Raw genomic sequence first — 25,426 nt, 5'->3', positions numbered from 1 at the left:
GGCGGGCGTTTCGGTTTCTTTACGGCCGGCAGTGGCCGGCCCCACCCTCTGCGCGGGGCTGGGCTCCGTCCAGGGGAACGCTCCTCCGGTTCCCGGGCCGGCCGCCGTGACGTGCGTACTCTTGACCACGGCTGCCCTTTTGCCTGACCGGGACCGGCAAACTGATCCCACTTTGCCCTCTAAAGACCGAAATTTTGCGACAAAGTTGCATCTAGGGACTCGGGTCGGGAAGATGCACTTTCTGGTGTGACGCCGTGGATGGGGGAAGAATGAGGCGATTCGCCGCCGGCCTGATGGCCGTGGCCGTGGCCGGTTCGCTAGCGGCCTGCGCGCCCCCTGCGGGGCCCAAGGCGGGGCCGGACAAGGAGTACCTGGTCTTCTATGCCGACGGCCGAGCGGGGGCGGCACTCTCCGCCGTCGAGCGCGCGGGCGGCCACCTCGTCAGCACCGACGCCAAGCTCGGCTACGTCGTGGCCAAGGGCGGCGGCGACGCGTTCGTCGAGGCCCTCGGCGCGGACCAGGCCGTCGTCGGCGTCACGACCGACCGCGAAATCGGCTTCGCGGCCGGGCTCACACCCACCCAAGGCACGACGGCCGCGCTGGAGCCGCAGGCGTTCCCCGACGCGTCGGCCCTCACCACCAGGGCGGGAGAGCCGCTCGCTCCCCGCCAGTGGGACATGAGGATGATCGGCGCCGACCGCGCCAACAAGAAGGTGCCCGGCAGCAAGAAGGTGCTCGTCGGCGTCATCGACACCGGTATCGACGGCAAACACCCCGACATCGCCCCGAACTTCAACCGCGCCCTCAGCCGCAACTTCGTCACCGACAAGCCGAACGACGAGAACGGCGACACGCTCGACGGCCCCTGCGAGGTGTCGAGCTGCAAGGACCCGGTCGACCAGGACGACGAGGGCCACGGCACCCACGTGGCCAGCACGATCGGCTCGCCGCTGAACCACATCGGCATCGCGGGCGTGGCGCCGGGTGTGCAGCTCGTCAACATCAGGGCGGGGCAGGACTCCGGGTTCTTCTTCCTCAAGCCCAGCCTCGACGCGCTCACGTACGCCGCCGACATCGGCGTGGACGTGGTGAACATGAGCTACTACGTGGACCCGTGGCTGTTCAACTGCGCGCACAACAAGGCCGACAGCAAGAAGCAGCAGCTGCAGCAGCGCGCGATCATCACCGGCATGCAGCGGGCACTCGACTACGCGCGCAAGAAGGGCGTCACGCTCATCTCCGCGCTCGGCAACGGCTCCACCGACCTCGGCAGGCCCAAGGCCGACACGAGCAGTCCCGGCTACCCGCGCGGCAGCGAGAAGACCCGCAAGGTCGACAACTCCTGCATCAATGTGCCCGCCGAGTCCAGGGGCGTCATCTCGATCGCCGCGGTGGGCCCCTCAGGCCGCAAGGCCGGCTACAGCGACTACGGGATCGAGCAGGCCGACCTGGCCGCGCCCGGCGGCGACGTGACGGAGGGCAAGGGCGCCTCGACCACCAGGTCGATCCTGGCGGCCGCCCCCGAGGCTGTGCTCCGTCGTACCGGCCTGCTGGACAAGTCGGGCAAGCCGAAGACCTCCGCGGTCGTCCGTGACTGCAGCAGCAGGCCCTGCTCCTACTACCAGTATCTGGACGGCACCTCGATGGCGGCCCCACACGCGACCGGCGTCGCCGCGATCCTGATCAGCCGCTTCGGCAAGCCCGGCAAGGGCGGAGTGGCGCTCTCTCCCGCCACCGTCGAGAAGCTTCTGTACAAGACCGCCGACCACAGGGCGTGCCCGTCGCCCCGTACGTACACCTACGAGAGCGACAAGCAGACCTGCGAGGGCGGCAAGTCCAAGAACGGTTTCTACGGCCACGGCATCGTCGACGCCTGGAAGGCCGCGACCATCACGCCATGACGTCCCGGGAAACGGTGACCGCCAGTCCATGATGTTCTGGAAGCGCGCTACCGTCAGACCATGATGTATCGCCTCTTCGCGGACACCGCGATGGTGGTGCACTTCGCCTTCCTGGCCAACATGGCCGTGGGCGGGTATGTCGCATGGCGCTGGCGGCGCACGATCTGGGTCCATCTCGCGGTCGCGACCTGGGGCCTGATCTCGCTGGCCACCGGCGTCGAATGCCCGCTCACGGTGGTGGAGGATTGGGGGCGCCGCAACGCCGGCCTCCAGGGCCTCCCGCCCACCGGCTTCATCGACCACTACATCGAAGGCGTGATCTACCCCGAGGAATACGCGAACTTGGCCCGTCTGGGGGTCGCCATTCTCGTGTTGTTCTCCTACGCCGGGTACGTTCTGCGTCGTCAATGACAGCCAAGTGGTCTGTACCAATTAAGGTAGGACTCGTGACTCGTCGCGCGAAAATAGTCTGCACTCTAGGTCCTGCCACGTCCTCTCCCGAACGCCTGCGTGAGCTGATCGCCGCCGGCATGGACGTGGCCCGGTTCAACCTCAGTCATGGCGACCATGACATGCACCGTGAGGTATACGACCGGGTCAGAGAGGTGGCGGCCGATCTCGGCCGCGGTGTAGGCGTGCTCGCCGACCTGCAGGGCCCCAAGATCCGCGTCGGCAGGTTCGAGGAAGGCCCGGTCCGGCTCGGCTTCGGCGACGTCTTCACGATCACCACCGAGGACGTGCCGGGAGACCGCGAGCAGGTCTCCACCACCTACAAGGGCCTGCCGGGCGACGTACGCCCCGGTGACACCATCCTGGTCGACGACGGCCGCCTCGTCCTGGAGGCGACCAGCGTCGAGAGTGACCGCGTCATCACGCGCGTCGTCATCGGCGGCATGATCTCCGACAACAAGGGCCTCAACCTGCCGGGCATCAACGTCAGCGCGCCCGCGCTCACCGACAAGGACGAGGCCGACCTGCGCTGGGCGCTGCGCACCGGCTTCGACATGATCGCCCTGTCCTTCGTCCGCCGCCCGTCCGACGCCGACGTGGTGCGCAACATCATGGAGCAGGAGGCCGTCCGGCTCCCGCTGCTCGCCAAGATCGAGAAGCCGCAGGCGGTCGACCGCCTGCCCGAGATCGTCGAGGCCTTCGACGGCATCATGGTCGCCCGCGGCGACCTGGGCGTCGAGCTGCCCCTGGAGCAGGTGCCGATCGTCCAGCGGCGCATCATCGAGCTCTGCCGCGAGAAGGCCCGCCCGGTCATCGTCGCCACCCAGATGCTCGACTCGATGATGAGCGCGCCCCGCCCCACCCGCGCCGAGGCGTCCGACGTCGCCTACGCGGTCATGGACGGCGCCGACGCGGTCATGCTCTCGGGCGAGACCTCGGTGGGCAACTATCCCATCGAGTCGGTCTCCACCATGGATCGCATCGCGCGCGCGGCGGAGGAGCACTCGCTGCACGCCACCCACTCCCTGGAGCGCCTGCCGGAGACGACGGGCGGCGCCATCGCCCGCGCCGCCGCCGAGGTCGGCGCGATCGTGGGCGCGAAGGCCCTGATCGCGTTCACGATGTCGGGCGAGACGGCCCGCCGCCTGGCCCGCTACCGCTCGCCGATCCCCCTGCTGGCCTTCACCTCGGCAACGCACGTGCGGGGGCAGCTGTCGCTGACGTGGGGTGTGGAGACCTTCCACGTGCCGTTCGTCCACCACACGGACGACATGGTGCGCCAGGTGGAGGCGTCGCTGCTGACGCTGGGCCGCCTGGAGAAGGGCGACAAGGTGGTCATCGTGGCCGGCTCCCCTCCCGGCACGCCGGGCTCCACCAACGCCCTCCGCGTCCACACCATCGGCTCCGCGGTCTCCCACGGCAATTAATTTAACGGCAAACCTTTTAGGGCCATCTTTTACGGCAAAGCACGGGAAGACCCACCCTGGACGGCCGGCTGACGGCCCTCCAGGGGAACGCTCCTCCGCTTCCCCGGCTCGCCGCCGTGACGTGCGCGTTCTTGGCCGTCTCCGTGGGCAGCGCGGGGACGGGTCACGGTCGGCGGCTCAGGGGGTGCTGCCGGTCAGTTGGCGTGGAGCGAGGCGTTGAGCTCTACGGGGCCGCCGGCGCGAGGGGCGGCTTCCACGGCGCCGGTCTGGGAGTTGCGGCGGAACAGGAGGCCGTTCGTGCCGGACAGTGACTTGGCCTTGACGACGCGGCCGTCCGGGAGCGCGACCTTGGTGCCCGCTGTGACGTAGAGGCCCGCCTCCACCACGCAGTCGTCGCCCAGCGAGATGCCGATGCCCGCGTTCGCGCCCAGCAGGCAGCGTTCGCCGATGGAGATGACCTCCTTGCCGCCGCCGGAGAGCGTACCCATGATCGAGGAGCCGCCGCCCACGTCGGAGCCGTCGCCGACGATCACGCCCGCCGAGACGCGGCCCTCGACCATCGAGGCGCCCAGGGTGCCGGCGTTGAAGTTCACGAAGCCCTCGTGCATCACTGTGGTGCCGGTGGCGAGGTGCGCGCCGAGGCGTACCCGGTCGGCGTCGGCGATCCGGACACCCGCCGGCAGCACGTAGTCGACCATCCGCGGGAACTTGTCCACCCCGTACACCGACACCGCCCCCCGGGCCCGCAACCTCAGCCGGGTCTGCTCGAACCCCTCCACCGGACACGGCCCGAAGTTGGTCCACACGACGTTGGCCAGCAAGGAGAACAGGTTGTCGAGGCTCAGACCATGCGGCTGGACCAGGCGGCTGGAGAGCAGGTGCAGTCTGAGGTAGGCGTCGTGCGTGTCCGCCGGCGGCTCGGAGAGCTTGGCGATGCCGGTGCGCACGGCCACCACCTCGACACCTCTGGCCGGGTCGGGACCCACCAGCGAGGCCAGCTCGCCGGCCTCCTCGGCGGAGAGCCGCTCGGTGCCCGTAACGGGCGGGTCGCCCAGCTGAGGAGCGGGGAACCAGGTGTCAAGTACGGTGCCGTCAGCGGCGATGGTCGCGAGCCCGATGGCGTGCGCGCCGGTCACGGTGGGATCGATAGCTGTCACTGGCACAAACTATCGTCATCCGGTTCGGTCCCAGCGCCCGGAGTCTTCCGTGTCACCCGCGACGTCCGCACCCGCGATGCTCGCGGTCGCGACCTTCGCGATGTCTGCGGCGGTGCGGACGAAGGCGGCCAGGGCGGCGGAGCGGGTCTGCTCGGGCCAGGCCAGAACGACCGTGGTGGGGGCGGCGTCCACGACCGGGACGCAGACCAGATCGCGCCGTACCTGCTCCTTGGCCGATTCGGGGACGACGGCGATCAGTCTGCCGAGTGCGACCAACTGCATGATCTGAGCGGCATCACCCGCCCGCAGCCCGGCCGCGACATGCGACTCGGACCCGCCCAGCGACTTGGACGCGACCTGCGGTCCGGAGGCGTGCGGTCCGGAGACGTGCGGTCCGGAGACGTGCGGTCCGGAGACGTGCGGTCCGGAGACGTGCGGCTCGGAGGCATGCCGCCCGGAGGCGCCAGGATTGGGAGTGCGGGGATCGGGCCAGCGTGGGGTCGGGTCGGCGTCCAGGTCGGCGAGGTGGACGAACGGCCGTCCCGCCAGCGGGTGCCGGGCAGGTACGACGGCCACACCGCCCTCCACCAGCAGCGGCTCCGTGTCGAACCCCGTCATGTCCTCCCAAGGGCGGTGCAGGAACGCCACGTCCGCCGTACCGTCACGCAACAGCCGGGCCCGCTCCGCCACCCCGCACAGCACCACCTCCACCGGCAGGGCGTCCGGGCACGACTGGTAGGCGGCCAGGATGTCCGGCAGCAGCGCGCCGTCGCCGCCCGGCTTCAGGGCCACCACGAGCCGTGGCTCGGTGCGCCCCGCCCTGCGGGTGCGGTGTTCGGCGGCCGCCACCGCGTCCAGGGCCTTGGCGGCCTCCCGGGCCAGTACCTCGCCCGCCGGGGTGAGCGCCACCCGGCGGCCCGAGCGGTCGAAGAGGGTCACCCCGAGCCGTCGTTCGAGTTTCTGGATCGCCCTCGACAGCGGCGGCTGCGCGATCCCCAGCCGCGCGGCCGCCCGGCCGAAGTGCAGCTCCTCGGCGACGGCGGCGAAGTAGGCCAGCTCACGCGTCTCCATACCCGCAGGGTATCGATCGTGACCCAGCTGGTGTTGGCCCGGCCACGATCAATGGTGGTGTGCTCGGGGAATGACCGCATCGACGATCGCCCTGGTGACCGGGGCGAACAAGGGCATAGGTTTCGAGGTCGCCGCGCAATTGGCCGCCAGGGGCATGACGGTGCTGCTCGCCGCCCGCGACGCACGCCGCGGTGAGGCGGCAGCCGCCAAGCTACGCACGACCGCCACAGACGTGGCCACGCCAGACTCCGCCACCATGGACCGGCCTGGCTTGGCCACCATGGAGGCGCCAGATTCCGGGGGAGGGGATAGACCTAGATTCGGCGGAACGTACAAGGCCGCTGGCGTCGACATCCATTCGATCGTCCTCGACGTCACCGACCCCGCCACCATCCAGGCGGCCGCCACCCACGTTGCCGACCGCTACGGCCGTCTGGACGTACTCGTGAACAACGCCGGAATCTCCGGCCATCACGCGGGTGAGGCGCCGAGCACCACCCAGCCCGAGCTGGTGCGCCAGGTGTTCGAGACGAACGTCGTCGGCGTACTCATGGTGACGAACGCGTTCCTGCCCCTGCTCAGGCGCTCGCCCGCCGCCCGCATCGTGAACGTCTCCAGCGGCGTGGGCTCCCTGGCCCATCACACGAACCCGGATCACTACCTGTCGGGACTGCTGGCGTCGGCGGTGTATCCGCCGTCCAAGACGGCGCTCAACGCGCTGACGATCCAGTACGCCAAGGAGCTCCGCGAGGACGGCATCCTGGTCAACGCCGCAGCGCCCGGAGCCTGTGCCACGGACTTCACCAAGGACCTCGGGTTGCCCATCACCCGCACGGCGGCCGACGGAGCGGCCGTTATCGTCAGACTGGCCACCCTCGGCCCCGACGGGCCGACGGGCGGATTCTTCGACGATGACGGGACAGTGCCTTGGTAGACATCATTGAGCTCAACCGCCGGTCCGTGCGGGCGACCGTGGACCTGGTGGCGACCATCAAGCCGGGCGACCTGGACCGGCCGACCCCGTGCGCCGGCTGGGCGGTGCGCGACCTGCTCGCTCACCAGATCGTGCAGAACCACGGCTTCGCCTTCGCCGCCTCCGGTGCGCGGTCCGATCTTGAGAGGTGGGAGCCGAGGCCGGTGGGCGATGACCCGGTGGAGGAGTACACGGCGTCGGCGCGGGCGGTGATGGACGCCTTCGCCGCGGACGGCGTGCTTGATCGGAGGTTCTACCTGCCGGAAATTCGCGACGGCGGTCCGTTCCCGGCGAAGCTCGCGATCGGGTTCCACTTCGTCGACTGCGTGGTCCACGACTGGGATTTCGCCAAGGCGCTGGGCGTCCCCGCGAACGTGGACGAGGATCTGGCCGAGGCCGCGCTGCCGGTGGCCGCCCAGGTGCCTGACACGCCGGAGACGCGCGGGGAGGGCAGGGCGTTCGTGGCCGGGGTGGCGGCGGCGGACGACGCCCCGGCGCTGGACCGGGTGGTGGCACTACTCGGCCGCTCACCGGGCTGGACGGCGAGCTGAAGCGCCTCACCAAGTTGGCCGTCAGCTGAAGCGGCTCATCGGGGTGGGTGGCCGCGCGCCTGAAATGTCGGTCTAGGTCAGTACCGTCCTGCCATGGGTGTCTTGGTGGACTATTTCGCGGCTGATGCTGATCAGGCCGCTCAGCTAGACCTGATCATGGGGCCGAACCACCTCGATGGGCCGTACGTGAACACGACGCCTCCACAGCCCGTCCCCAAAACAGCGCCCGTCCGGGAGGCGGCGCCAGGGAGACGGCGCCCGTCCCGGAAACAGCGCCCAGACAAGGAACAGCGCCCAGACAAGGAACAGCGCCCGGCCGAAGCGGCCGGGCGACTGATCGAGGTGCCCCGGGTGGGACTCGAACCCACACTGTGCGGGTTTTGAATCCGCTTCCTCTGCCAATTGGGATACCGAGGCAAGGATCCGGAAATATCCGGATCCGTCCTTATCGCACGGCGAAAGGGTAGCCGAAATTCGCTGCCACCCACCACCGGCGTCGCTCTAATCTAGCGGACATCGGTACTCTCTTGCTCGTGAGTACGCAGCGGCGAGTGGTGATCGCGGAAGACGAGGCCCTGATCCGCCTCGATCTCAAGGAGATGCTCGAGGAAGACGGCTACATCGTCGCAGGCGAGGCCGGTGACGGCGAGCGGGCGATCGAGCTGGCCACCGAGCTGAGGCCGGACCTGGTGATTCTCGACGTCAAGATGCCCGTCCTCGACGGCATCTCGGCGGCCGAGCGGATCGTGGCGGAGCGGATCGCCCCGTGCCTCATCCTGACCGCCTTCTCCCAGCGCGACCTGGTCGAGCGGGCCAGGGACGCGGGGGCCATGGCCTATCTGGTCAAGCCGTTCACCAAGGCCGACCTGGTGCCCGCGATCGAGATGGCGGTCAGCAGGCACGAGGAGATGGTGGCGCTGGCCGCCGAGGTGTCGAGCCTGTCCGACAGGCTGGAGACCAGGAAGCTGGTGGAGCGGGCCAAGGGGCAGCTGATGTCCGCGCACGGCTGGAGCGAGCCGCAGGCGTTCCGGTGGATCCAGAAGGCGTCGATGGATCGCCGGCTGAGCATGCGCGAGGTTGCCCAGATCGTTATAGATGACACGGCGGAGCGTGCCTGAGGGGCCATATATCACCGGATCTGCCCCCTCGGGTTGTGGCGCGATTACGAGTGGGCATCCAACCGGCCTCGGTTTCCTCGCCTGAGGCGTCCCGGTCGCATGCTGATGGGCGGACAGAAGATCCGCTCACCTGGACGGAGACGCTTCGATGATCCGTATTTCCCGGGCCATGGCCGCTGCCACCGCGGCGGTCATGGCACTGGCGGCCTGTTCCACCGGGGGCACCACCACTCGATTCGAGATCGGGATCGTCCGCCACTGACGGAGACAGGACAAACACCCCCCCGCAGTGACGGCCGGGCCCCTGGTTCGAAGATCTGGGCCGCCCGCCACTGACAGAGACATTACAAATGGGTATAAAAAGGCAGTAAGAACTCCACGCCTCCTCCCCGGACAGGCATGCTGAGCTTGGGAAACGCGGCGAGGTAGATCGTTCCCTTCGCTGACAGAGAGAGGGGAGTCACACATGATGCTCAAGCGCCTGTTGACGGCCGCGGCGGTCTCGAGCCTGGCGTTGACGGCCTGCGGTGGCGGCGGTGGCGGCGCGGACACGGGGGCCAAAAGCGCGACGTCGGCCGCTCCGACCTCCACCGCCGCAGCGGTCAAGGGCGACGGCACCTTGACGATCGGCACCCTGCTGCCGCAGACGGGGTCGCTGGCCTTCCTCGGGCCGCCCGAGTTCGCGGGGGTCGACGCGGCCGTGAAGGAGATCAACGACGCCGGCGGGGTGCTCGGCAAGCCGGTCAGCAAGATCGATACGGACTCGGGCGACACGACGACGAACATCGCCTCGCAGTCAGTGGACAAGTTGCTCACGCAGAAGGCGGACGCCATCATCGGCGCCGCGTCGAGCTCGGTGTCGGAGTCGGTGATCGACAAGATCACGGGTGCCGGGGTGGTCCAGTTCTCGCCGGCCAACACCTCCGACAAGTTCACCACGATCAACGACAACGGCCTGTACTTCCGTACTGCTCCGCCGGACAAGCTGCAGGGCCGGGTGCTGGGCGATCTCATCGTGGCCGACGGCAACGACACGGTCGGCATCCTGGCCATGCAGGACTCCTACGGCTCCGGCCTGGCCGACCAGGTCACGAAGACCGCGGAGGCGGCCGGGGCCTCGGTGGTGGAGCGGGTGGACTACGACCCGAAGGCCGCCGACTTCTCCGCCGACGTCGCGAAGATCAAGGCGGCGAACCCGAAGGCGGTCGTCCTGATCGGCTTCGAGGAGAGCGCCAAGGTCGTCGCGGAGCTGGTCAAGCAGGGCCTGACGGCCGACAAGGTCAAGTGGTACATGGTCGACGGCAACATGTCCAACAGCAACTACCTGAAGATGCCCAAGGGCACGCTGGCGGGCGTCAAGGGCACCATCCCCGGCGCCGCGGCGCCCACCGACTTCCGGAAGAAGCTGCTGGCGATCAACCCCAAGCTGACCAGTTACACCTACGCCGCGGAGTCGTACGACGCCACGATCCTCATCGCGCTGGCCGCCGAGGCGGCCAAGGACGACAGCGGCCGGTCGATCGCCGCCAAGCTGCCCGAGGTGAGCGAGGGCGGCGAGAAGTGCAAGACCTTCAAGTCGTGCGTCGACCTGCTCAAGACCGGCAAGGACATCGACTACGACGGCGTGAGCGGGCCGGTCGAGTTCAACGCCGCCGGTGACCCGTCGGTCGCGACGATCGGCGTCTACCAGTACGGCGAGAACAACGAGTACGACGCCACGAAGGCGCTGGAATATCGCACCGGCAAGATCGAGAGCTGAGGCTCAGCCGCCCAGCCCGCACGTCTTGAGCGCGTAAGCGGTCAGCCGCTCCTGGAGCGGTTTGGGCGGCACGACGATGACCACGCGTTCCTCGCCGCCGTCGATGGTGGCCCGCACGGGGAACAGGAACGCCTTCTTGCCCTCGGCGAACGCGTGCGGGTCGCAGCGGCCGGGGGTGAGCACGAGGGCGACCTGCGCCCGCTGCGCTCCGGCGTCCAGGGTGGCCAGCGGCCTGCTCTTCTTGACGGGGGTGGCGATGTAGTGGGTGGTGCCGCCCACATCCTGTACGGCCACCACGCCCGTGCCGCGGCGGGTCAGGACGAGGCTGCCGCGCATCACCTTGCCGACCTGCGTCCAGTCGTCGCCGAACTCGATGTCGGCCGCCTCCTTGATCAGGAACGCGGAGCACTCGTCGCGCAGCAGCCTGGTCAGCAGCGGGTCCGGGTGCGGCACTTTGAAGACCACCCTGCGCAGCGCCTCGGACCCGGTGCGGAGGTGGGCCACGACCGTGGCCGGCCGCAGCGACGGCAGGCCCTTGGGCGAGCAGTTGGCCGCGCCGTACGGGATGCGCAGGTCGGTGCGGGGCGTCCGCTTCAGGAGCGCGTCGGCCCGTTCGGGAGGCAGCGTCTTGAACGACGGTGTGACAAGCTGAACGTCGGAGAAGTAGACCGGCGTGTCCGTCGCGTTGGTCACGGCCACTTCGATGGCGTGTACGGGCTCGTCAGAGCGCCACTGGGCCAGCGAGACCGACACCCCCTTGGGAGGGTCGGCAGGGGGCGTGGCGGGCGTCTCAGGGGCACCACAGCCCGTCAGAAGAGCAATGGGCAGGATCGCCAGAGCGAGGAAGGCCGCGGTGCGCTTCACCAGTCGAACATTAGGCGTGATCCTCAGGCTCCCGTAAGTTGAGGAGTGATTACGACTCCGCATCCAAGTACCGACAGTTCTCTCTTTCATCTGTTGAACTGGCCTTATGTTCTATAGCTTTCCGTCATTCGATTCGGGAACGTCGGCGGTGCTGACCTCACCCGGCCTGGAGATGAAGGAGACACTTCATGATCCGCATTGCTCCCGCGGGACGGGCGCTGGCTGTCGTGGCTGCCACGAGCCTGGCCCTGACAGCCTGCGGTGGTGGCGGTAACACCGCTGCGCCGGCCTCGTCCTCGGCCGCGCCGTCCAGTGCGGCTGCCGCGGCCAAGGGCGACGGGACCTTGACTGTCGGCACTCTGCTGCCGCAGACCGGTTCGCTTGCCTTCCTCGGCCCGCCCGAGTTCGCCGGTGTGGACGCCGCGATCAAGGAGATCAACGAAGCCGGTGGCGTGCTTGGCAAGCCGGTGACCAAATATGACACCGACTCCGGTGACACCACCACGAACATCGCTTCGCAGTCGGTGGACAAGCTGCTGGCGCAGAAGGCCGACGCCATCATCGGCGCCGCGTCCTCCTCGGTGTCGGAGTCGGTGGTCGACAAGATCACGAGTGCCGGCGTGGTGCACTTCTCGCCCGCCAACACCTCTGACAAGTTCACCACGATCAAGGACAACGGCCTCTACTTCCGTACGGCTCCGCCGGACAAGCTGCAGGGCCGTGTGCTGGGCGACCTGATCATCGCCGACGGCAGCGACACGGTCGGCATCCTGGCCATGCAGGACTCCTACGGCACCGGCCTGGCCGACCAGGTGGCCAAGACCGTCACCGACGGTGGCGCCGAGGTCGTCGAGCGCGTGGACTACGACCCGAAGGCCGCCGACTTCTCCGCCGACGTCGCGAAGATCAAGGCGAAGAACCCGAAGGCCATCGTGCTGATCGGCTTCGAGGAGACCGCCAAGGTCATCCAGGAGCTGGTCAAGCAGGGTATGCCGGCCAGCAAGCACAAGTGGTACATGGTGGACGGCAACACCTCCAACACCAACTACGCCAAGATGCCCAAGGGCACGCTCAAGGGCGTCAAGGGCACGATCCCCGGTGCCGCCGCTCCGGATGACTTCAAGAGCAAGCTCATGGCGGTCAACCCCAAGCTGGAGGACTTCAGCTACGCGCCTGAGTCCTACGACGCCATGAACCTCATCGCGCTGGCCGCCGAGGCCGCCAAGAGCGACGCGGGTGTCGACATCGGCGCCAAGCTGGCCGAGGTCAGCAAGGGCGGCGAGAAGTGCAACAACTTCAAGTCGTGCGTCGACCTGCTCAAGGCCGGCAAGGACATCGACTACGACGGCGTGAGCGGTCCGGTCGAGTTCAACGAGGCCGGTGACCCGGCGGTCGCCACGATCGGCATCTACGAGTACGGCGCCGACAACAAGTACCCGACCAAGGCGCTCGAGTACCGCACCGGCAACATCGCCGGCTAGTCCGTACGCCGCACACCCTGAAAGGCTCGGTCCGCTGACCGGGCCTTTCGGCTGTCCCCGGGCTGTTCGCAGCAGGCTGTCCCCGGGCTGTTCGCCGCGAGCTGTCCTCCGGCCATTCGCCGCGAGCTGCTCCCCGGCTATCGGCCGCAGGATGTCCGCCGGCTATTGGCCGCAGCCCGCCACGATCTCGTCCGCGGCGATCCGGTACCGCGTGAGCAGCGCCACCTGCCGCTCACGCGGAACGTCGGCCCTGGACAGGCCGGCCGTGGTGGACTCGACCGTGCGCACGGCCGTACCCAGTGACTGGGGCAGGCGCCCGCCGAACTGCAGCGTGATACCGCGCGCCTCCGCGAGGCGGCCGAGCAGCGCGTCCTCGAAGTTCTGGGTGTTCTCCTGGCCCTTCGGCTTCAGCATGAGGCCGACGTAGCCGATCGCGGAGACCACGCGCGCGCAGGGGTCGTCCGTGGGGTCGCCGCCGGTGCTGTACTTGCCGGCCGAGGCGGCGCCGTTCTGACAGGCGACGAGGATGGGCAGCAGGAGCGCGATTGTCGCAATTCGTCTCACAGCGCTCATTAAAGAACGGCGAAGGGGCTCATGGGGAGCCCCTTCGCCGTTCTGAGATCTTCTAGGCCTTGGCCAGGGTGCCGAGGTAGAGCTCGATCACCTTGGGGTCGTCGGCCAGCTGGCGGCCGGTGCCGGTGTAGGCGTTGCGGCCCTGGTCCAGCACGTAGCCGCGGTGGCAGATCTGCAGGCAGCGCCGGGCGTTCTGCTCGACCATGATGACCGTCACGCCCGCCTTGTTGATCTGCTGGGCCTGGATGAACACCAGGTCCTGCAGCATGGGCGACAGGCCCGCCGACGGCTCGTCCAGCAGTAGCACCGACGGCTCGGTCATGAGCGCCCTGGCCATCGCCACCATCTGCCGCTCGCCGCCCGACAGCGAGCCGGCCCGCTGCTTGCGCCGCTCCTTGAGCGCCGGGAACAGCTCGGCGACGAACTCGAAGCGCTCCTTGAACTTGCCGGGCACCTGGAAGGCGCCCATCTCGAGGTTCTCCTCGATGGTGAGGCTGGGGAAGACGTTGTTGGTCTGCGGGACGTAGCCGACCCCGCGGGAGACCAGCGAGTGCGCCTTCATGTTCGTGATGTCCTCACCCTTCAGCACCACCGTGCCGCTGCGGATGTTGACGAGCCCGAACATGGCCTTGAGCAGCGTCGACTTACCGGCGCCGTTGGGGCCGATGATGCCGATCAGCTCACCCTCGCCGACGTAGAGGTCGGAGCCGTTGAGGATGTTGACGCCCGGCAGGTAGCCGGCGATGAGCTCGTCGCACCGCAGCACGGCGTTCGCGGCGCCCGCCAGGTGGGCGCCGCGGTCGGTGATGGCCGCCTTCGACTCGGGCACGGAGCCGGGTGCGGACTCGGGGACGGCGTTCACTTCTGCGTCTCCTCTTCGATCTCGGCCTCCAGCGCCGCCTCCGCCTGGTGCAGCTGCTCCTCGAGCTCGCTGTCGGACAGCGGTGCGTCGTGGTGGGCGCCCAGGTAGGCGTCGATGACGCGGGAGTCGGACATGATCGTGTCCGGTGGCCCCTCGGCGATGATGGCGCCCTGGGCCATGACGATCACCCAGTCGCTGATGTCGCGGACCATGTCCATGTCGTGTTCGACGAACAGCACGCTCATGCCCTGATCGCGCAGGTCCTTGACGTGACCGAGCAGTGACTGGGTCAGCGCCGGGTTGACGCCGGCCATCGGCTCGTCGAGCATGACCAGCTCGGGCTTGACCATGAGCGCGCGGGCCATCTCCAGCAGCTTGCGCTGGCCGCCGGACAGCGATCCGGCGAAGTCGTCGCGCTTGGTGTCGAGCTTGAACCTGGTCAGCAGATCCTCGGCCTGCTCGGTGATCGCCTCCTCCTGGGCGCGCCAGGAGCCGGGCACCAGGGCCCGCCAGAAGTTCTCGCCGCGCTGGTGCTGGGCGCCGAGCCGCATGTTCTCCATCACCGTCAGCCTGGACAGGGCCTTGGTGAGCTGGAAGGTACGGACCATGCCGGCGCGGGCCACCCGGTGGGCGGGCACTCCGCTCATGTTGTTGCCGTTGAATGTCCACTTGCCGGCGTCAGCGGTGTCGAAGCCGGTGAGCTGGTTGAAGAACGTCGTCTTGCCGGCGCCGTTGGGGCCGATCAGGGCGGTGATGGAGCCGCGCTGGATCTCGACATGGTCCACCTCGACGGCGGTCAGGCCGCCGAAGCGGCGCACGACGCCGTCGACCACGAGGATCGGGTCGGGCTTGGGCACGCCGGGATCGCGGGCCAGGTCCTTGAAGGCGGCCAGAGCCGCGGCCTTGCGCTCGGAGATCGTGGTTGCGGACGTCGTTTCAGCGGACATCGAAAGCTATCTCCCTCTTGTCACCGAAGATGCCCTGTGGCCGGAAGATGAGCAACAGGATCAATCCGAGACCGACCAGGATGTAGCGCACCGGGCCGACCTGGATCGAGGTCATAAACGGGATGTACCCCGCCTGAACCGCTTCACTGAGCACGCCGTTGACCAGGACCAGCAGCACCCAGAAGATCATGGATCCGACGACGGGGCCGAGCACGCGGGCCGCGCCACCGAGGATCACGATCGTGTAGGCGAAGAAGGTGGTCTCGGTGCCGAAGACGTCGGGCTGCACCGAGGCGTAGGCCAGGCCGTACACGAAGCCGCCCAGGCTGCCGATGACGCCGCCGAGGATGAGCGACTGCATCTTGTAGGAGAAGACGTTCTTGCCGAGGCTGCGTACGGCGTCCTCGTCCTCGCGGATGGCCTTGAGCACGCGGCCCCACGGACTGCGCATGAGCAGGTAGACGATGCCGCAGGAGAGGGCGACCAGCAACCAGCCGACGAGCATGATCCACAGCAGCCGGTGGCTGAAGGTGAACCAGCCGATGCCGTACTCGCCCGCGGGGAAGGGGTTGAGCGCGTAGAAGCCGTCGGAGAAGCCGCGCTGCCCGTCGGAGCCGCCGAAGACCTCCTTGAACTGCACCGAACGGAAGACGAGCCTGACGATCTCGGCGGCCGCGATGGTGACGATGGCCAGGTAGTCGGCTCGCAGGCGGAGCGTCGGCGCGCCCAGGAGCAGGGCCAGGAGTACCGCGGCGATGAGGCCGACCGCGATGCCGACCCAGAAGGGCAGGTTCATGACGGTGACCGTGACGGCCAGGCCGTAGCCGGCGACGCCCATGAACGCCGCCTGCCCGAAGTTGAGCAGGCCCGTGTAGCCGAAGTGGATGTTGATGCCGATCGCGGCGAGCGCGTAGAGCACCGTCTCGACGCCGATGGCGGACTTGACGGTGGTGCTGATGATCGTGATCCAGTCCATGTGACTCCCCCCGTCAGCCGATCCGCTCTCGGCGGCCCAGGATGCCCTGTGGCCGGAAGAGGAGCACGATGATGAGTACGGCCAGCGCGCCGACGCTCTTGAGCTCCGGCGGCACCCACAGTGTGGAGACCTGGATGAACAGGCCGACCACGAGCGAGCCCACCAGGGCGCCGAACGCGGTGCCGAGCCCGCCGAGCGTCACGCCGGCGAAGATGAGCAGCAGGATGTCCTGGCCCATGGTGTATTTCAGGTTTTGGGACAGGCCGAGCATGATGCCGGCCAGCGCGGCGATGGCGCCGCCCGTGGTCCAGATGATGCGGATGACCCGGTCGACGTTGATGCCGGAGGAAGCGGCCAGCGCCGGGTTGTCGGCGACCGCGCGGGCCGCCTTGCCGGTGCGGGTGCGCAGCAGCGCCACGCCGACGATGATGAGGACCACCAGTTCGATGCCCATCGCGACGAAGTTCTTCGGAGCCGCGGAGATCGGGCCGATCTCGATGCCCGGCTGCGCGGTGTACTGGGCGAACGACTCGTTCTGCCCGCCGAACAGGATCAGGAAGACATAGCGCAGGAAGAGCGCCACGCCGATCGAGATGATCATCATGGCGATGGTGCCGGTGCCGCGCCTGCGCAGCTGCCCCCAGAAGAAACGGTCCTGAAGGTAGCCGAGCGCGCCCCCGGCGATCACCGCGATCACGGCCGCGGGAATCAGATGCAGGCCGAAGCCCACGTTGAACATGTAGGCGAGCAGCGCGCCCATCGTGACGAGCTCACCGTGGGCGAAGTTGGTCAGGCCCGTGGTGCCGTAGATCAGCGAGAGGCCGAGCGCGGCCAGCGCGATGATCAGGCCGAGGTTCAGGCCCTCGAAGGTGAGCTGCGCCGCCTGGTCCAAGAAGGGGCTGGTCTCGCCGCCCTCCTCCGCGGCCGGTTGGCCCGCGGCGCCCTTGGGCTGCAGGGCGAACAGGACGTTGGACATATTGCCGGAGAAGACGGTCAGGTTGCGGACGGCGTTGCCGCCCCGGATCGCCGCGTTGGCAGGAAGCGTCTTGACATCCAGCGTGACCTTGTACTTGCCCGGTTTCTCAACCGGGACTTCCCACGCGCCCTGGGCGTTGCTTGTGACCTCCTTGACGGGTTGTCCGCCTTCGGTGGTCACGACGATTTTCACGCCGTTCACTGGTTGGCCTTGGAGTTTGAGTGTTCCCTTCAAACCCTGATCGGGGGCCGCCGCCTGGGCGGGGACCGCGAGCAGGAAGATGAGTCCACCCAGGAAGGCCGTGAACGCGATCACGGCTCTGCGCAATGGTGCTCCCTCAAATAGGTCAAGGCGGGGTTGTGCCCCTCCATCTCGACACGTGGGCATCGCAGGCACAACAAAACTGGATGCTGTGGCGGGAGCTTATTCTGGTCGCGCCCGGTTCAGTATCGTTCGTCACCAATTAGTGACACGTGCGTGTCGCTCATGTGAGGAACCAAGACACCAGGTCAGGGGCTAAATCCCGCTAGACGCCTGGCGCTTCGGGGGCGCTAATGCATAACCATCGCTGCAGAACGTGAACGAGCCCGCGGAAGAGGACCTTTGGGACCATGTAGGGCTTCCCCGGCCTCACACGTTATCTACTCGGGCCTCCCCGCGGGCTCCGCTCGGACAACCGTAGCGACCCATGGGGCTCGTGTGCAAAGAGAGTGGGAAAGTCGCGTGGCGTTCAGCCGTGACCTCAGCGATCGCGCAGCATGCAGGTCAGCCGTGAGGTGCACACGCGCCGCCCCTGCTCGTCGGTGATCTCGATCTCGTACGTGGCCAGCGAGCGCCCGCCGTGCAGCCGGGTCGCCACGCCGGTGACGAAGCCGGAGGTGGCCGAGCGGTGGTGGGTGGCGTTGATCTCGATGCCGACGGCGATGCGGTCCGCGCCCGCGTGGATGGCCGCGCCGGTCGAGCCCAGCGTCTCGGCGAGCACGACGGACGCCCCGCCGTGCAGCAGGCCGTACGGCTGGGTGTTGCCCGCGACCGGCATCCGGCCCACGACCCGCTCCGCGCCGGCCTCGACGAACTCGATGCCCATCCGGTCGGCGAGCGTGCCCTCGTGGACGGCGTTCAACGTCAGGAAATCGGCCGGGTCGATCCGCGTCAAGGGGAGTCCTCCAGTCTTCCGAGCTCAGGTTTTCTGTCGTAGATGGAGACTAGGCTGCTTGTGTGCCGAAGAGTGAAGTGACCCCCAGCCGCCCGTGCCTGTTGCTGCTCGACGGGCATTCCCTGGCCTATCGCGCGTTCTACGCGCTCAAGGACGCCAACCTCATGACCACCGACGGTCAGCACACCGAGGCGGTCTACGGGTTCACCTCGATGCTGACCAACATCCTGCGCGACGAGCAGCCGTCGCACGTGGCCGTCGCGTTCGACCGGTCGGAGCCGACGTTCCGGCACGAGCAATACGCCGACTACAAGGCCAACAGGAGCGAGACCCCCGAAGACTTCCGGGGCCAGATGCAGCTCATCTACGAGCTCCTCGACACGCTGCGCGTCCCGCACCTGTCCAAGGCCGGGTTCGAGGCCGACGACCTCATCGCCACGCTCGCCACCCGGGCCAGCGCCGAGGGCATGAACGTGCTGATCGTCACCGGTGACCGCGACGCGCTCCAGCTGGTCGACGAGCACGTCACGGTCCTGATGACGCGCCGCGGCATCAGTGACATGACCAGGTTCACGCCCGAGGCCGTAGAGGAGAAATACGGCCTGACCCCGGTCCAATACCCCGACTTCGCCGCGCTGCGCGGCGACCCCAGCGACAACCTGCTCAGCATCCCCAGCGTGGGCGAGAAGACGGCCGCCAAGTGGGTTCGCGAGTTCGGCTCGCTGACCGCGCTGGTCGACCGGGTCGACGAGGTCAAGGGCAAGGTCGGCGACAAGCTGCGCGAGCACGTCGCCCAGGTGCTGATGAACCGCCGGCTCACCGAGCTGCTCCGCGACGTCCCGATGGAGGTCGATCTGGGCGAGCTCAAGCAGGGCGTCTGGGAGCGCGAAGAGGTCAACAAGCTCTTCGACACCCTGCAGATCCGCGGCGAGCTGCGTGAACGCGTCTTCAAGGTGCTCGGCACCGGCGAGCAGGAGCCCGACCAGGGCTTCGAGGTGGAGACCATCATCCTCGGCCCCGACCGGGTCGCGGGCTGGCTGGCCGCGCTGCCCGCCGGACGAGCGGGCGTGGCCTTCAAGGGCGCCTACGGCAGCGGCACCGGGCGCATCGACGCCCTCGCGATCGCCTCGCCCGACGGCACGGCCGCCTTCATCGACCCGGTCAAGCTCACCGAGTCCGACGAGGTCGCGCTGCGGGCCTGGCTGGCCGACACCGACCGGCCCAAGGCCGTCCACGACGCCAAGGGCCCGATCCTGGCGCTCTGGGCGCAGGGCATGAGCCTCAAGGGCCTGACCTGCGACACGGCGCTGGCGGCCTATCTGGCGATGCCCGGCCAGCGCACCTTCGCCCTCGAAGACCTGGCCCGCCGCTACCTCAACCGCGATCTGCGCGCCGAGGAGGAGTCCAGCGGGCAGGCCGCGCTGTTCGGCGACGACGAGGACGCGCCCGCCAAGGACCTGGCGCTGCGCGCCCATGCCGTGCGCGAGCTGGCCGAGGCCCTGGAGACCTTCCTGACGGGCCGCGGCGGCACCCAGCTGCTGACCGACGTGGAGCTCCCGCTGCTGAGCGTGCTGGCGGAGATCGAGCGGGCGGGCATCGCCGTCGACAGCGAATACTTCGCCGCTCTGGAGGCCGAGTTCGGCGCCGCGGTCAAGCACGCGGTCGAGGAGGCGCACGCGGCCGTCGGCGAGCAGTTCAACCTGGGCTCGCCCAAGCAGCTGCAGGAGATCCTCTTCACCAAGCTCAACCTGCCCAAGACGAAGAAGATCAAGACCGGCTACAGCACCGACGCCGACCAGCTCGCCTGGCTCGCCACGCAGACCGAGCACGAGCTGCCGATCATCATGCTGCGCCACCGCGACCAGACCAAGCTGCGCACCACCGTCGAGGGCCTGATCAAGGAGGTCTCCGACGACGGGCGGATCCACACCACGTTCAACCAGATCATCGCGGCCACCGGCCGCCTGTCGTCGGAAAAGCCCAATCTCCAGAACATCCCGATCCGCACCTCCGAGGGCCGCCGCATCCGGCAGGGCTTCGTGGTCGGCGAGGGTTACGAGACGCTGCTCACGGCCGACTACAGCCAGATCGAGCTGCGCATCATGGCCCACCTGTCGGGCGACGAGGCGCTGATCGCCTCCTTCGAGTCGGGCCACGACTTCCACCGGGCGACCGCGGCCCGGGTGTTCGACCTGCCGCCCGAGCAGATCGACGGCGAGCTGCGGGCACGCATCAAGGCCATGAACTACGGCCTCGCCTACGGCCTGTCCGACTTCGGGCTGTCCGGGCAGCTCAACATCCCGGTGGCCGAGGCGCGGGCGCTCAAGGAGGAATACTTCCAGGAGTTCGGCGGCGTCCGCGACTTCCTGCACGCCATCGTCCAGCAGGCGCGCAGCGACGGCTACACCGAGACCATCATGGGCCGCCGCCGCTACCTGCCCGACCTGACCAGCGACAACCGGCAGCGCCGCGAGATGGCCGAGCGCATGGCGCTCAACGCGCCCATCCAGGGCTCGGCGGCCGACATCATCAAGGTGGCCATGCTCAACGTCTCCCAGGCGATGAGCACGGAGGGGCTGGGCTCCCGGATGCTGCTGCAGGTCCACGACGAGCTGGTGTTCGAGGTGGCCGCCGGCGAGCTCGACCGGCTCCGCACCCTCGTGTGCGACCAGATGAACGCGGCCTACCACCTGCGGGTCCCGCTGGAGGTCTCCGTGGGCGTCGGCCGTACGTGGGAGGACGCGGGCCACTAAGGACGTGGGCCACTGACCGGCCGCCGACGCTCGCGACGGCTCGCACGGCCGAGCTCGTCGACGCTCGTGACGACGCGTGAGGGTCCGCGTGGCCGATCCCGCTGACCGGCCGGTGACGCCCGTGACGGTGAGCGTGACGGGCCGTGCGGCCGACTCCGTCCTACCGGACGTTTATCCCCGTACGGTGGGGCAAGTCGATCTTTGTCCGGTGGGACCGTCCGGCGCTGAGCGGCGGCGGCCCCACACCGTGAATCAGGGTGGCCCGGCGGGTCGCGAACAGCGGCCGATACGGGGTTCTGGACTACCCTGAGGGTAATTTCCCCCGAGTGGCACGGGAGCCTTGTGCGATCGTCAGCGTCCTTCCCCCGGTTCATCGCTCTCGCGAACGTCTTGGTCGTGACAGTGGCGGTCGTCGGGCTGATGCTGCAGTCCTCCTCCGGCCGGTCCGTGCCCGGGCCACCGGTGGCGGCCAGGATCGAGCAGTCCGCGCAGCCCACTCCCGCCGAGCCCGTGCCGACGTTCGCCGAGCCGCCCGGGGTGGTGTCCACGCCGGAGTTCGCCAAGCAGGTCAAGGCCAACGAGCTCGGGCTGGTGCCGGTGCTGATGTACCACCGGATACTCAGGAAGCGGATCGCCTCCATCGACCGCACACCCGACCAGCTGCGCAGGGAGTTGGAGAAGCTGGCCAAGCAGGGCTACGCGCCGATCACCGCCAAGGAGTTCGCCACCGGCGACATCCGGGTGCCCGCCGGCCGGTTCCCCGTGGTGCTGACCTTCGACGACGGGCACGAGAGCCACTTCAGACTCGACGCGAGCGGCAACCCCGCGCCGGACACCGCGGTCGGGGTGCTCCTCGACGTGGCCCGGCGCTATCCCGAGTTCCGGCCGGTCGCCACGCTGTGGATCAACCACGACCCGTTCGGGCTGAGGAAGCCCGACCAGCAGGCGGCGGCCGTGCGGTGGCTGGTCGAACACGGGTTCGAGGTGGCCAATCACACCTGGTCCCATCCCAATCTGGCCGCCCTGCGGAAGAAGAAGGTCAAGGAGCAGATCGTCCGGCTCGAACGGCTGCTGAAGAAGCTCGGCGCCGGCCCGGCCGTCACCATGGCCCTGCCGTTCGGGGCGATGCCGCATCCGAAGAAGATCGCCCGGCACGGTGAGTGGGACGGCACGTCCTACGACTTCGCCGGGGTCTTCCTGGCCGGGGCCGAGCCGTCTGTTTCGCCCTTTGCGAAAAAATTCGATCCCGTGGCCATCCAGCGCATCCAGAGCAACGGCAAAAAGGGCGAATGCCGCAAATGGTGCTCGCAGTACTGGCTGGAGTGGCTGAACAAGCACCCCGGGGACCGCTACGTCTCCGACGGGGACCCCACGAAGATCTCCATTCCGCAGCGCCTTCAGGGTAATATCGTACCGAAGCGGAAAGATCAGCTGATCGTTTACTGACCAGTGCGGGGCCGGTTGGATTGACCCCACGCTCAAGGTCTCATATGCTGATCGCTGCGCTGTGGGCTCGCGCGCGCCTCAGACGGAGCGGGCTCGCGCTCGGTCACGTCGATGTCGTAATTTCCTCGGCTTGATGCGGAAGAGGGCCTGCCGCGCGTCCGCCACATCGACATTCTGTCCGCGTTCGGAGCAATTCCACACATGACGTCCAGCACTGAGGCCACCTCGAGCACCCCGCAGGTAGCGGTCAACGACATCGGGTCCGAGGAAGACTTCCTCGCAGCGATCGACGAGACCATCAAGTACTTCAACGACGGCGACATCGTCGAGGGCACCGTCGTCAAGGTCGATCGAGACGAGGTCCTTCTCGATATCGGCTACAAGACCGAGGGTGTCATCCCCTCGCGTGAGCTTTCGATCAAGCACGATGTCGATCCGGCGGACGTCGTGGAGGTCGGCGAACACGTCGAAGCCCTGGTTCTCCAGAAGGAGGACAAGGAGGGCCGTCTGATCCTGTCCAAGAAGCGTGCTCAGTACGAGCGCGCCTGGGGCACGATCGAAAAGATCAAGGACGAGGATGGCATCGTCACCGGCACCGTCATCGAGGTCGTCAAGGGTGGACTCATCCTCGACATCGGCCTCCGTGGCTTCCTGCCGGCGTCCCTGGTCGAGATGCGCCGTGTCCGCGACCTGCAGCCGTACGTCGGCCGCGAGCTCGAGGCGAAGATCATTGAGCTGGACAAGAACCGCAACAACGTGGTCCTGTCCCGCCGCGCGTGGCTTGAGCAGACGCAGTCCGAGGTTCGCCAGACGTTCCTCAACACCCTCCAGAAGGGGCAGGTCCGCAAGGGCGTCGTCTCCTCGATCGTCAACTTCGGTGCGTTCGTGGATCTCGGCGGCGTCGACGGCCTGGTCCACGTGTCCGAGCTGTCCTGGAAGCACATCGACCACCCCTCCGAGGTCGTCGAGGTCGGCCAGGAGGTCACGGTCGAGGTCCTCGATGTCGACATGGAGCGCGAGCGCGTCTCCCTGTCGCTCAAGGCCACTCAGGAAGACCCGTGGCAGCAGTTCGCCCGCACCCACCAGATCGGCCAGGTCGTGCCGGGTCGCGTCACCAAGCTGGTGCCGTTCGGCGCGTTCGTCCGGGTCGAGGAGGGCATCGAGGGCCTGGTCCACATCTCCGAGCTGGCCGAGCGCCACGTGGAGATCCCGGAGCAGGTCGTCCAGGTCGGCGACGAGATCTTCGTCAAGATCATCGACATCGACCTCGACCGGCGTCGCATCAGCCTCTCGCTGAAGCAGGCCAACGAGGGTGTCAGCGGCGCCGAGGTCGAGTTCGACCCGACGCTCTACGGCATGGCGGCGACCTACGACGACCAGGGCAACTACATCTACCCCGAGGGCTTCGACTCGGAGACCGGTGAGTGGCTCGACGGCTTCGACAAGCAGCGCGAGGAGTGGGAGCGGCAGTACGCCGAGGCCCAGACCCGCTTCGAGGCGCACAAGAAGCAGATCGAAGAGGCTCGCAAGGCGGAGGCCGAGGCGGGCGAAGCCGCTCCCTCGTCCTACACCGGTGAGACCGCGGCTCCGGCCAGCAGCTCGGGCTCGTCCGCTCCGGCGGCCGGCGCCCTCGCCTCCGACGAGGCTCTCGCGGCTCTGCGCGAGAAGCTCGCGGGCGGCCAGAGCTGACCTGGTTGACTAGCTGACAGAGAAAGACCCCGCACCATCCGGTGCGGGGTCTTTCTTTTGGGTCCATGCGGAACGATCCCTTCCGCGATCCTTCCTAGGGTTGCCGCATGATCGCACCCTTCCGCATCACCATCCCGCAAACCGACCTCGACGACCTGAAGGACCGGCTCACCCGTACCCGCTGGCCGCGGCAGCTGCCCGGCGGCGGCTGGCGCCGGGGCGTCCCGGTCGGCTACCTGCGCGAGCTGGCCGCGTACTGGGCCGACGAGTTCGACTGGCGGGCACAGGAGGCCAAGCTCAACGCCTTCCCGCAGTTCACCACGGACATCGACGGGCAGCGCGTGCACTTCCTGCACGTCCGCTCGCCGGAGCCCGGCGCGCTGCCGTTGATCGTCACGCACAGCTGGCCGAACACCGTCGCCGAGTTCCTGAACGTCATCGGCCCGCTCACCGACCCGCGCGCCCACGGCCTCGACCCGGCCACGGCCTTCCACGTGGTGGCCCCCTCGCTGCCCGGCTTCGGCTTCTCACCCTTCCCCGAGCCCGCCGACGAGCGGCCCTGGAGCATCCTGCGGGTGGCGCGGACCTGGGCCGAGCTGATGGCACGGCTCGGATACGAGCGGTACGGCGCACACGGCAACGACGCCGGTGCCCTGGTCACCCCGCAGCTGGCGGCCATCGACGGCGACCACGTGATCGGCTCGCACATCACCGCCGGGCTCGGCATCCCCACCGGCGACCCGGCCGAGCTCGACGGCGCCACCGAGGCGGAGCTGGCCGAGCTAACGGACCTGACCCAGCGGTTCGCCGGAGGCAGCGGCTACGGGCCCTACCTCGCCAAGCGGCCGCAGACGCTGAGCTTCGGGTTCGCCGACTCGCCGGTGGCACAGCTGGCCTACCTGGTGGAGCGGTTCAAGGAGTTCGACGGCTGGCCCGATGAGGAGGCCGCCGAGCCCATCGACCGTGACCTGGTGCTCACGAACGCGAGCCTCTACTGGCTGACCGCGACGGGCGGCTCGTCGTCGTGGCCGTACTACGAGGGGGCGGCGGGCATGCCGATCAACCAGACCGCGGTGCCGAGCGGGGTGTCGCACGGCGGCTCTCCGCTGCTCCGGCGCATCGCCGAGCGCGGGAACCGGGTCGTCCACTGGGCGGGCGAGCACGGCGACAGCCACATGGTGGCGATGAACTCGCCCGGGCCGCTGGTACGGAGCATCCGCACGTTCTTCGCAACCCTGGAAGGGACGCCGGAAGGAGCTCTGGAAGGGGCGCGGTAGGGGCTCTGGAAGGGGCGCG

Annotated in this window: 21 protein-coding genes and 1 tRNA gene; 12 read left to right on the top strand and 10 right to left on the bottom strand. The window is 68.4% G+C overall.

Going from position 1 to position 25,426, the window contains the following annotated elements; translation table 11 throughout:
• Window positions 1–269: 269 nt before the first annotated feature.
• From AB0H88_RS00695 to pyk, 3 genes are read left to right on the top strand one after another with little or no spacing between them, the layout of a single operon-like run.
• Entirely contained in the window at window positions 270–1,901 is a 1,632-nt protein-coding gene (locus tag AB0H88_RS00695; protein ID WP_357639440.1) for a S8 family serine peptidase, read from the top strand.
• A gap of 60 nt (window positions 1,902–1,961) precedes the next feature.
• A complete protein-coding gene (locus AB0H88_RS00690) occupies window positions 1,962–2,312 on the top strand; it encodes a DUF2784 domain-containing protein (protein WP_357639437.1) in 351 nt (116 codons plus the stop codon).
• A gap of 35 nt (window positions 2,313–2,347) precedes the next feature.
• On the top strand, window positions 2,348–3,778 hold the full coding sequence (gene pyk, locus AB0H88_RS00685) for a pyruvate kinase (protein ID WP_357639435.1): 1,431 nt from the start codon (window positions 2,348–2,350) through the stop codon (window positions 3,776–3,778).
• A gap of 194 nt (window positions 3,779–3,972) precedes the next feature.
• Here pyk and dapD read toward each other — a convergent pair whose 3' ends face one another.
• Window positions 3,973–4,935, bottom strand: coding sequence for a 2,3,4,5-tetrahydropyridine-2,6-dicarboxylate N-succinyltransferase (gene dapD / locus AB0H88_RS00680; protein ID WP_357639433.1), 963 nt, complete (start codon window positions 4,933–4,935; stop codon window positions 3,973–3,975).
• Window positions 4,936–4,950: 15 nt separating this feature from the next.
• Window positions 4,951–6,006 (bottom strand): LysR family transcriptional regulator, encoded by a 1,056-nt coding sequence (locus AB0H88_RS00675; protein WP_357639432.1) that lies wholly within the window; start codon window positions 6,004–6,006, stop codon window positions 4,951–4,953.
• Between the two features lie 70 nt (window positions 6,007–6,076).
• Between AB0H88_RS00675 and AB0H88_RS00670 the strand changes: the two genes are divergently transcribed.
• Together AB0H88_RS00670 and AB0H88_RS00665 are read left to right on the top strand one after the other, a co-directional pair.
• Complete coding sequence (locus tag AB0H88_RS00670) at window positions 6,077–6,940, top strand: SDR family oxidoreductase (protein WP_357639430.1); 864 nt, start codon at window positions 6,077–6,079, stop codon at window positions 6,938–6,940.
• A complete protein-coding gene (locus tag AB0H88_RS00665) occupies window positions 6,934–7,530 on the top strand; it encodes a TIGR03086 family metal-binding protein (RefSeq protein WP_357639428.1) in 597 nt (198 codons plus the stop codon). The genes AB0H88_RS00670 and AB0H88_RS00665 overlap by 7 nt, the downstream gene beginning before the upstream one ends.
• A 343-nt stretch (window positions 7,531–7,873) precedes the next feature.
• On the opposite strand, the gene AB0H88_RS00660 is transcribed toward AB0H88_RS00665, so the two are convergent.
• Window positions 7,874–7,947, bottom strand: a tRNA-Leu gene (locus AB0H88_RS00660).
• A 116-nt stretch (window positions 7,948–8,063) separates the two neighbouring features.
• On the opposite strand from AB0H88_RS00660, the gene AB0H88_RS00655 reads away from it, so the two are divergent.
• On the top strand, window positions 8,064–8,648 hold the full coding sequence (locus tag AB0H88_RS00655; RefSeq protein WP_357639427.1) for a response regulator: 585 nt from the start codon (window positions 8,064–8,066) through the stop codon (window positions 8,646–8,648).
• 466 nt (window positions 8,649–9,114) lie between these two features.
• Entirely contained in the window at window positions 9,115–10,407 is a 1,293-nt protein-coding gene (locus AB0H88_RS00650) for an ABC transporter substrate-binding protein (protein ID WP_357639424.1), read from the top strand.
• A gap of 3 nt (window positions 10,408–10,410) precedes the next feature.
• On the opposite strand, the gene AB0H88_RS00645 is transcribed toward AB0H88_RS00650, so the two are convergent.
• Window positions 10,411–11,271 (bottom strand): hypothetical protein, encoded by an 861-nt coding sequence (locus AB0H88_RS00645; RefSeq protein ID WP_357639422.1) that lies wholly within the window; start codon window positions 11,269–11,271, stop codon window positions 10,411–10,413.
• A 188-nt stretch (window positions 11,272–11,459) separates the two neighbouring features.
• Here AB0H88_RS00645 and AB0H88_RS00640 point away from each other — a divergent pair, with 188 nt between their 5' ends.
• Window positions 11,460–12,752, top strand: coding sequence for an ABC transporter substrate-binding protein (locus tag AB0H88_RS00640; RefSeq protein ID WP_357639420.1), 1,293 nt, complete (start codon window positions 11,460–11,462; stop codon window positions 12,750–12,752).
• 162 nt (window positions 12,753–12,914) lie between these two features.
• On the opposite strand, the gene AB0H88_RS00635 is transcribed toward AB0H88_RS00640, so the two are convergent.
• The 6 genes from AB0H88_RS00635 to AB0H88_RS00610 all read right to left on the bottom strand — a co-directional run bounded on the left by AB0H88_RS00635 (window position 12,915) and on the right by AB0H88_RS00610 (window position 18,173).
• Window positions 12,915–13,316, bottom strand: a complete 402-nt coding sequence (locus tag AB0H88_RS00635) for a hypothetical protein (RefSeq protein WP_357639417.1) — start codon at window positions 13,314–13,316, stop codon at window positions 12,915–12,917.
• Between the two features lie 61 nt (window positions 13,317–13,377).
• Window positions 13,378–14,133 (bottom strand): ABC transporter ATP-binding protein, encoded by a 756-nt coding sequence (locus tag AB0H88_RS00630; protein WP_357641955.1) that lies wholly within the window; start codon window positions 14,131–14,133, stop codon window positions 13,378–13,380.
• Window positions 14,134–14,183: 50 nt separating this feature from the next.
• Entirely contained in the window at window positions 14,184–15,134 is a 951-nt protein-coding gene (locus AB0H88_RS00625; protein WP_357639414.1) for an ABC transporter ATP-binding protein, read from the bottom strand.
• Entirely contained in the window at window positions 15,124–16,110 is a 987-nt protein-coding gene (locus AB0H88_RS00620; RefSeq protein WP_357639411.1) for a branched-chain amino acid ABC transporter permease, read from the bottom strand. Before AB0H88_RS00620 ends, AB0H88_RS00625 begins: the two co-directional genes overlap by 11 nt.
• A 13-nt stretch (window positions 16,111–16,123) precedes the next feature.
• Complete coding sequence (locus AB0H88_RS00615; RefSeq protein ID WP_357639408.1) at window positions 16,124–17,413, bottom strand: branched-chain amino acid ABC transporter permease; 1,290 nt, start codon at window positions 17,411–17,413, stop codon at window positions 16,124–16,126.
• Between the two features lie 415 nt (window positions 17,414–17,828).
• Window positions 17,829–18,173, bottom strand: coding sequence for a hotdog fold thioesterase (locus tag AB0H88_RS00610; RefSeq protein ID WP_357641953.1), 345 nt, complete (start codon window positions 18,171–18,173; stop codon window positions 17,829–17,831).
• 131 nt (window positions 18,174–18,304) lie between these two features.
• On the opposite strand from AB0H88_RS00610, the gene polA reads away from it, so the two are divergent.
• The 4 genes from polA (at window position 18,305) to AB0H88_RS00590 (ending at window position 25,407) form a co-directional block, all read left to right on the top strand.
• Window positions 18,305–20,995, top strand: a complete 2,691-nt coding sequence (polA, locus tag AB0H88_RS00605) for a DNA polymerase I (RefSeq protein WP_357639406.1) — start codon at window positions 18,305–18,307, stop codon at window positions 20,993–20,995.
• Window positions 20,996–21,391: 396 nt separating this feature from the next.
• A complete protein-coding gene (locus AB0H88_RS00600; RefSeq protein WP_357639403.1) occupies window positions 21,392–22,441 on the top strand; it encodes a polysaccharide deacetylase family protein in 1,050 nt (349 codons plus the stop codon).
• A 201-nt stretch (window positions 22,442–22,642) separates the two neighbouring features.
• Entirely contained in the window at window positions 22,643–24,130 is a 1,488-nt protein-coding gene (rpsA, locus tag AB0H88_RS00595) for a 30S ribosomal protein S1 (RefSeq protein ID WP_357639400.1), read from the top strand.
• Window positions 24,131–24,237: 107 nt separating this feature from the next.
• Window positions 24,238–25,407 carry an epoxide hydrolase gene (locus AB0H88_RS00590; RefSeq protein ID WP_357639397.1) on the top strand — a complete coding sequence of 390 codons (1,170 nt, stop codon included), beginning with the start codon at window positions 24,238–24,240 and terminating at the stop codon, window positions 25,405–25,407.
• Window positions 25,408–25,426 lie beyond the last annotated feature (19 nt).

Source organism: Nonomuraea sp. NPDC050680, from assembly GCF_040654555.1.
GTDB lineage: Bacteria > Actinomycetota > Actinomycetes > Streptosporangiales > Streptosporangiaceae > Nonomuraea.
The sequence above is the reverse complement of the archived record's forward strand: the minus strand, read 5'-3'. Positions and strand labels throughout refer to the sequence as shown.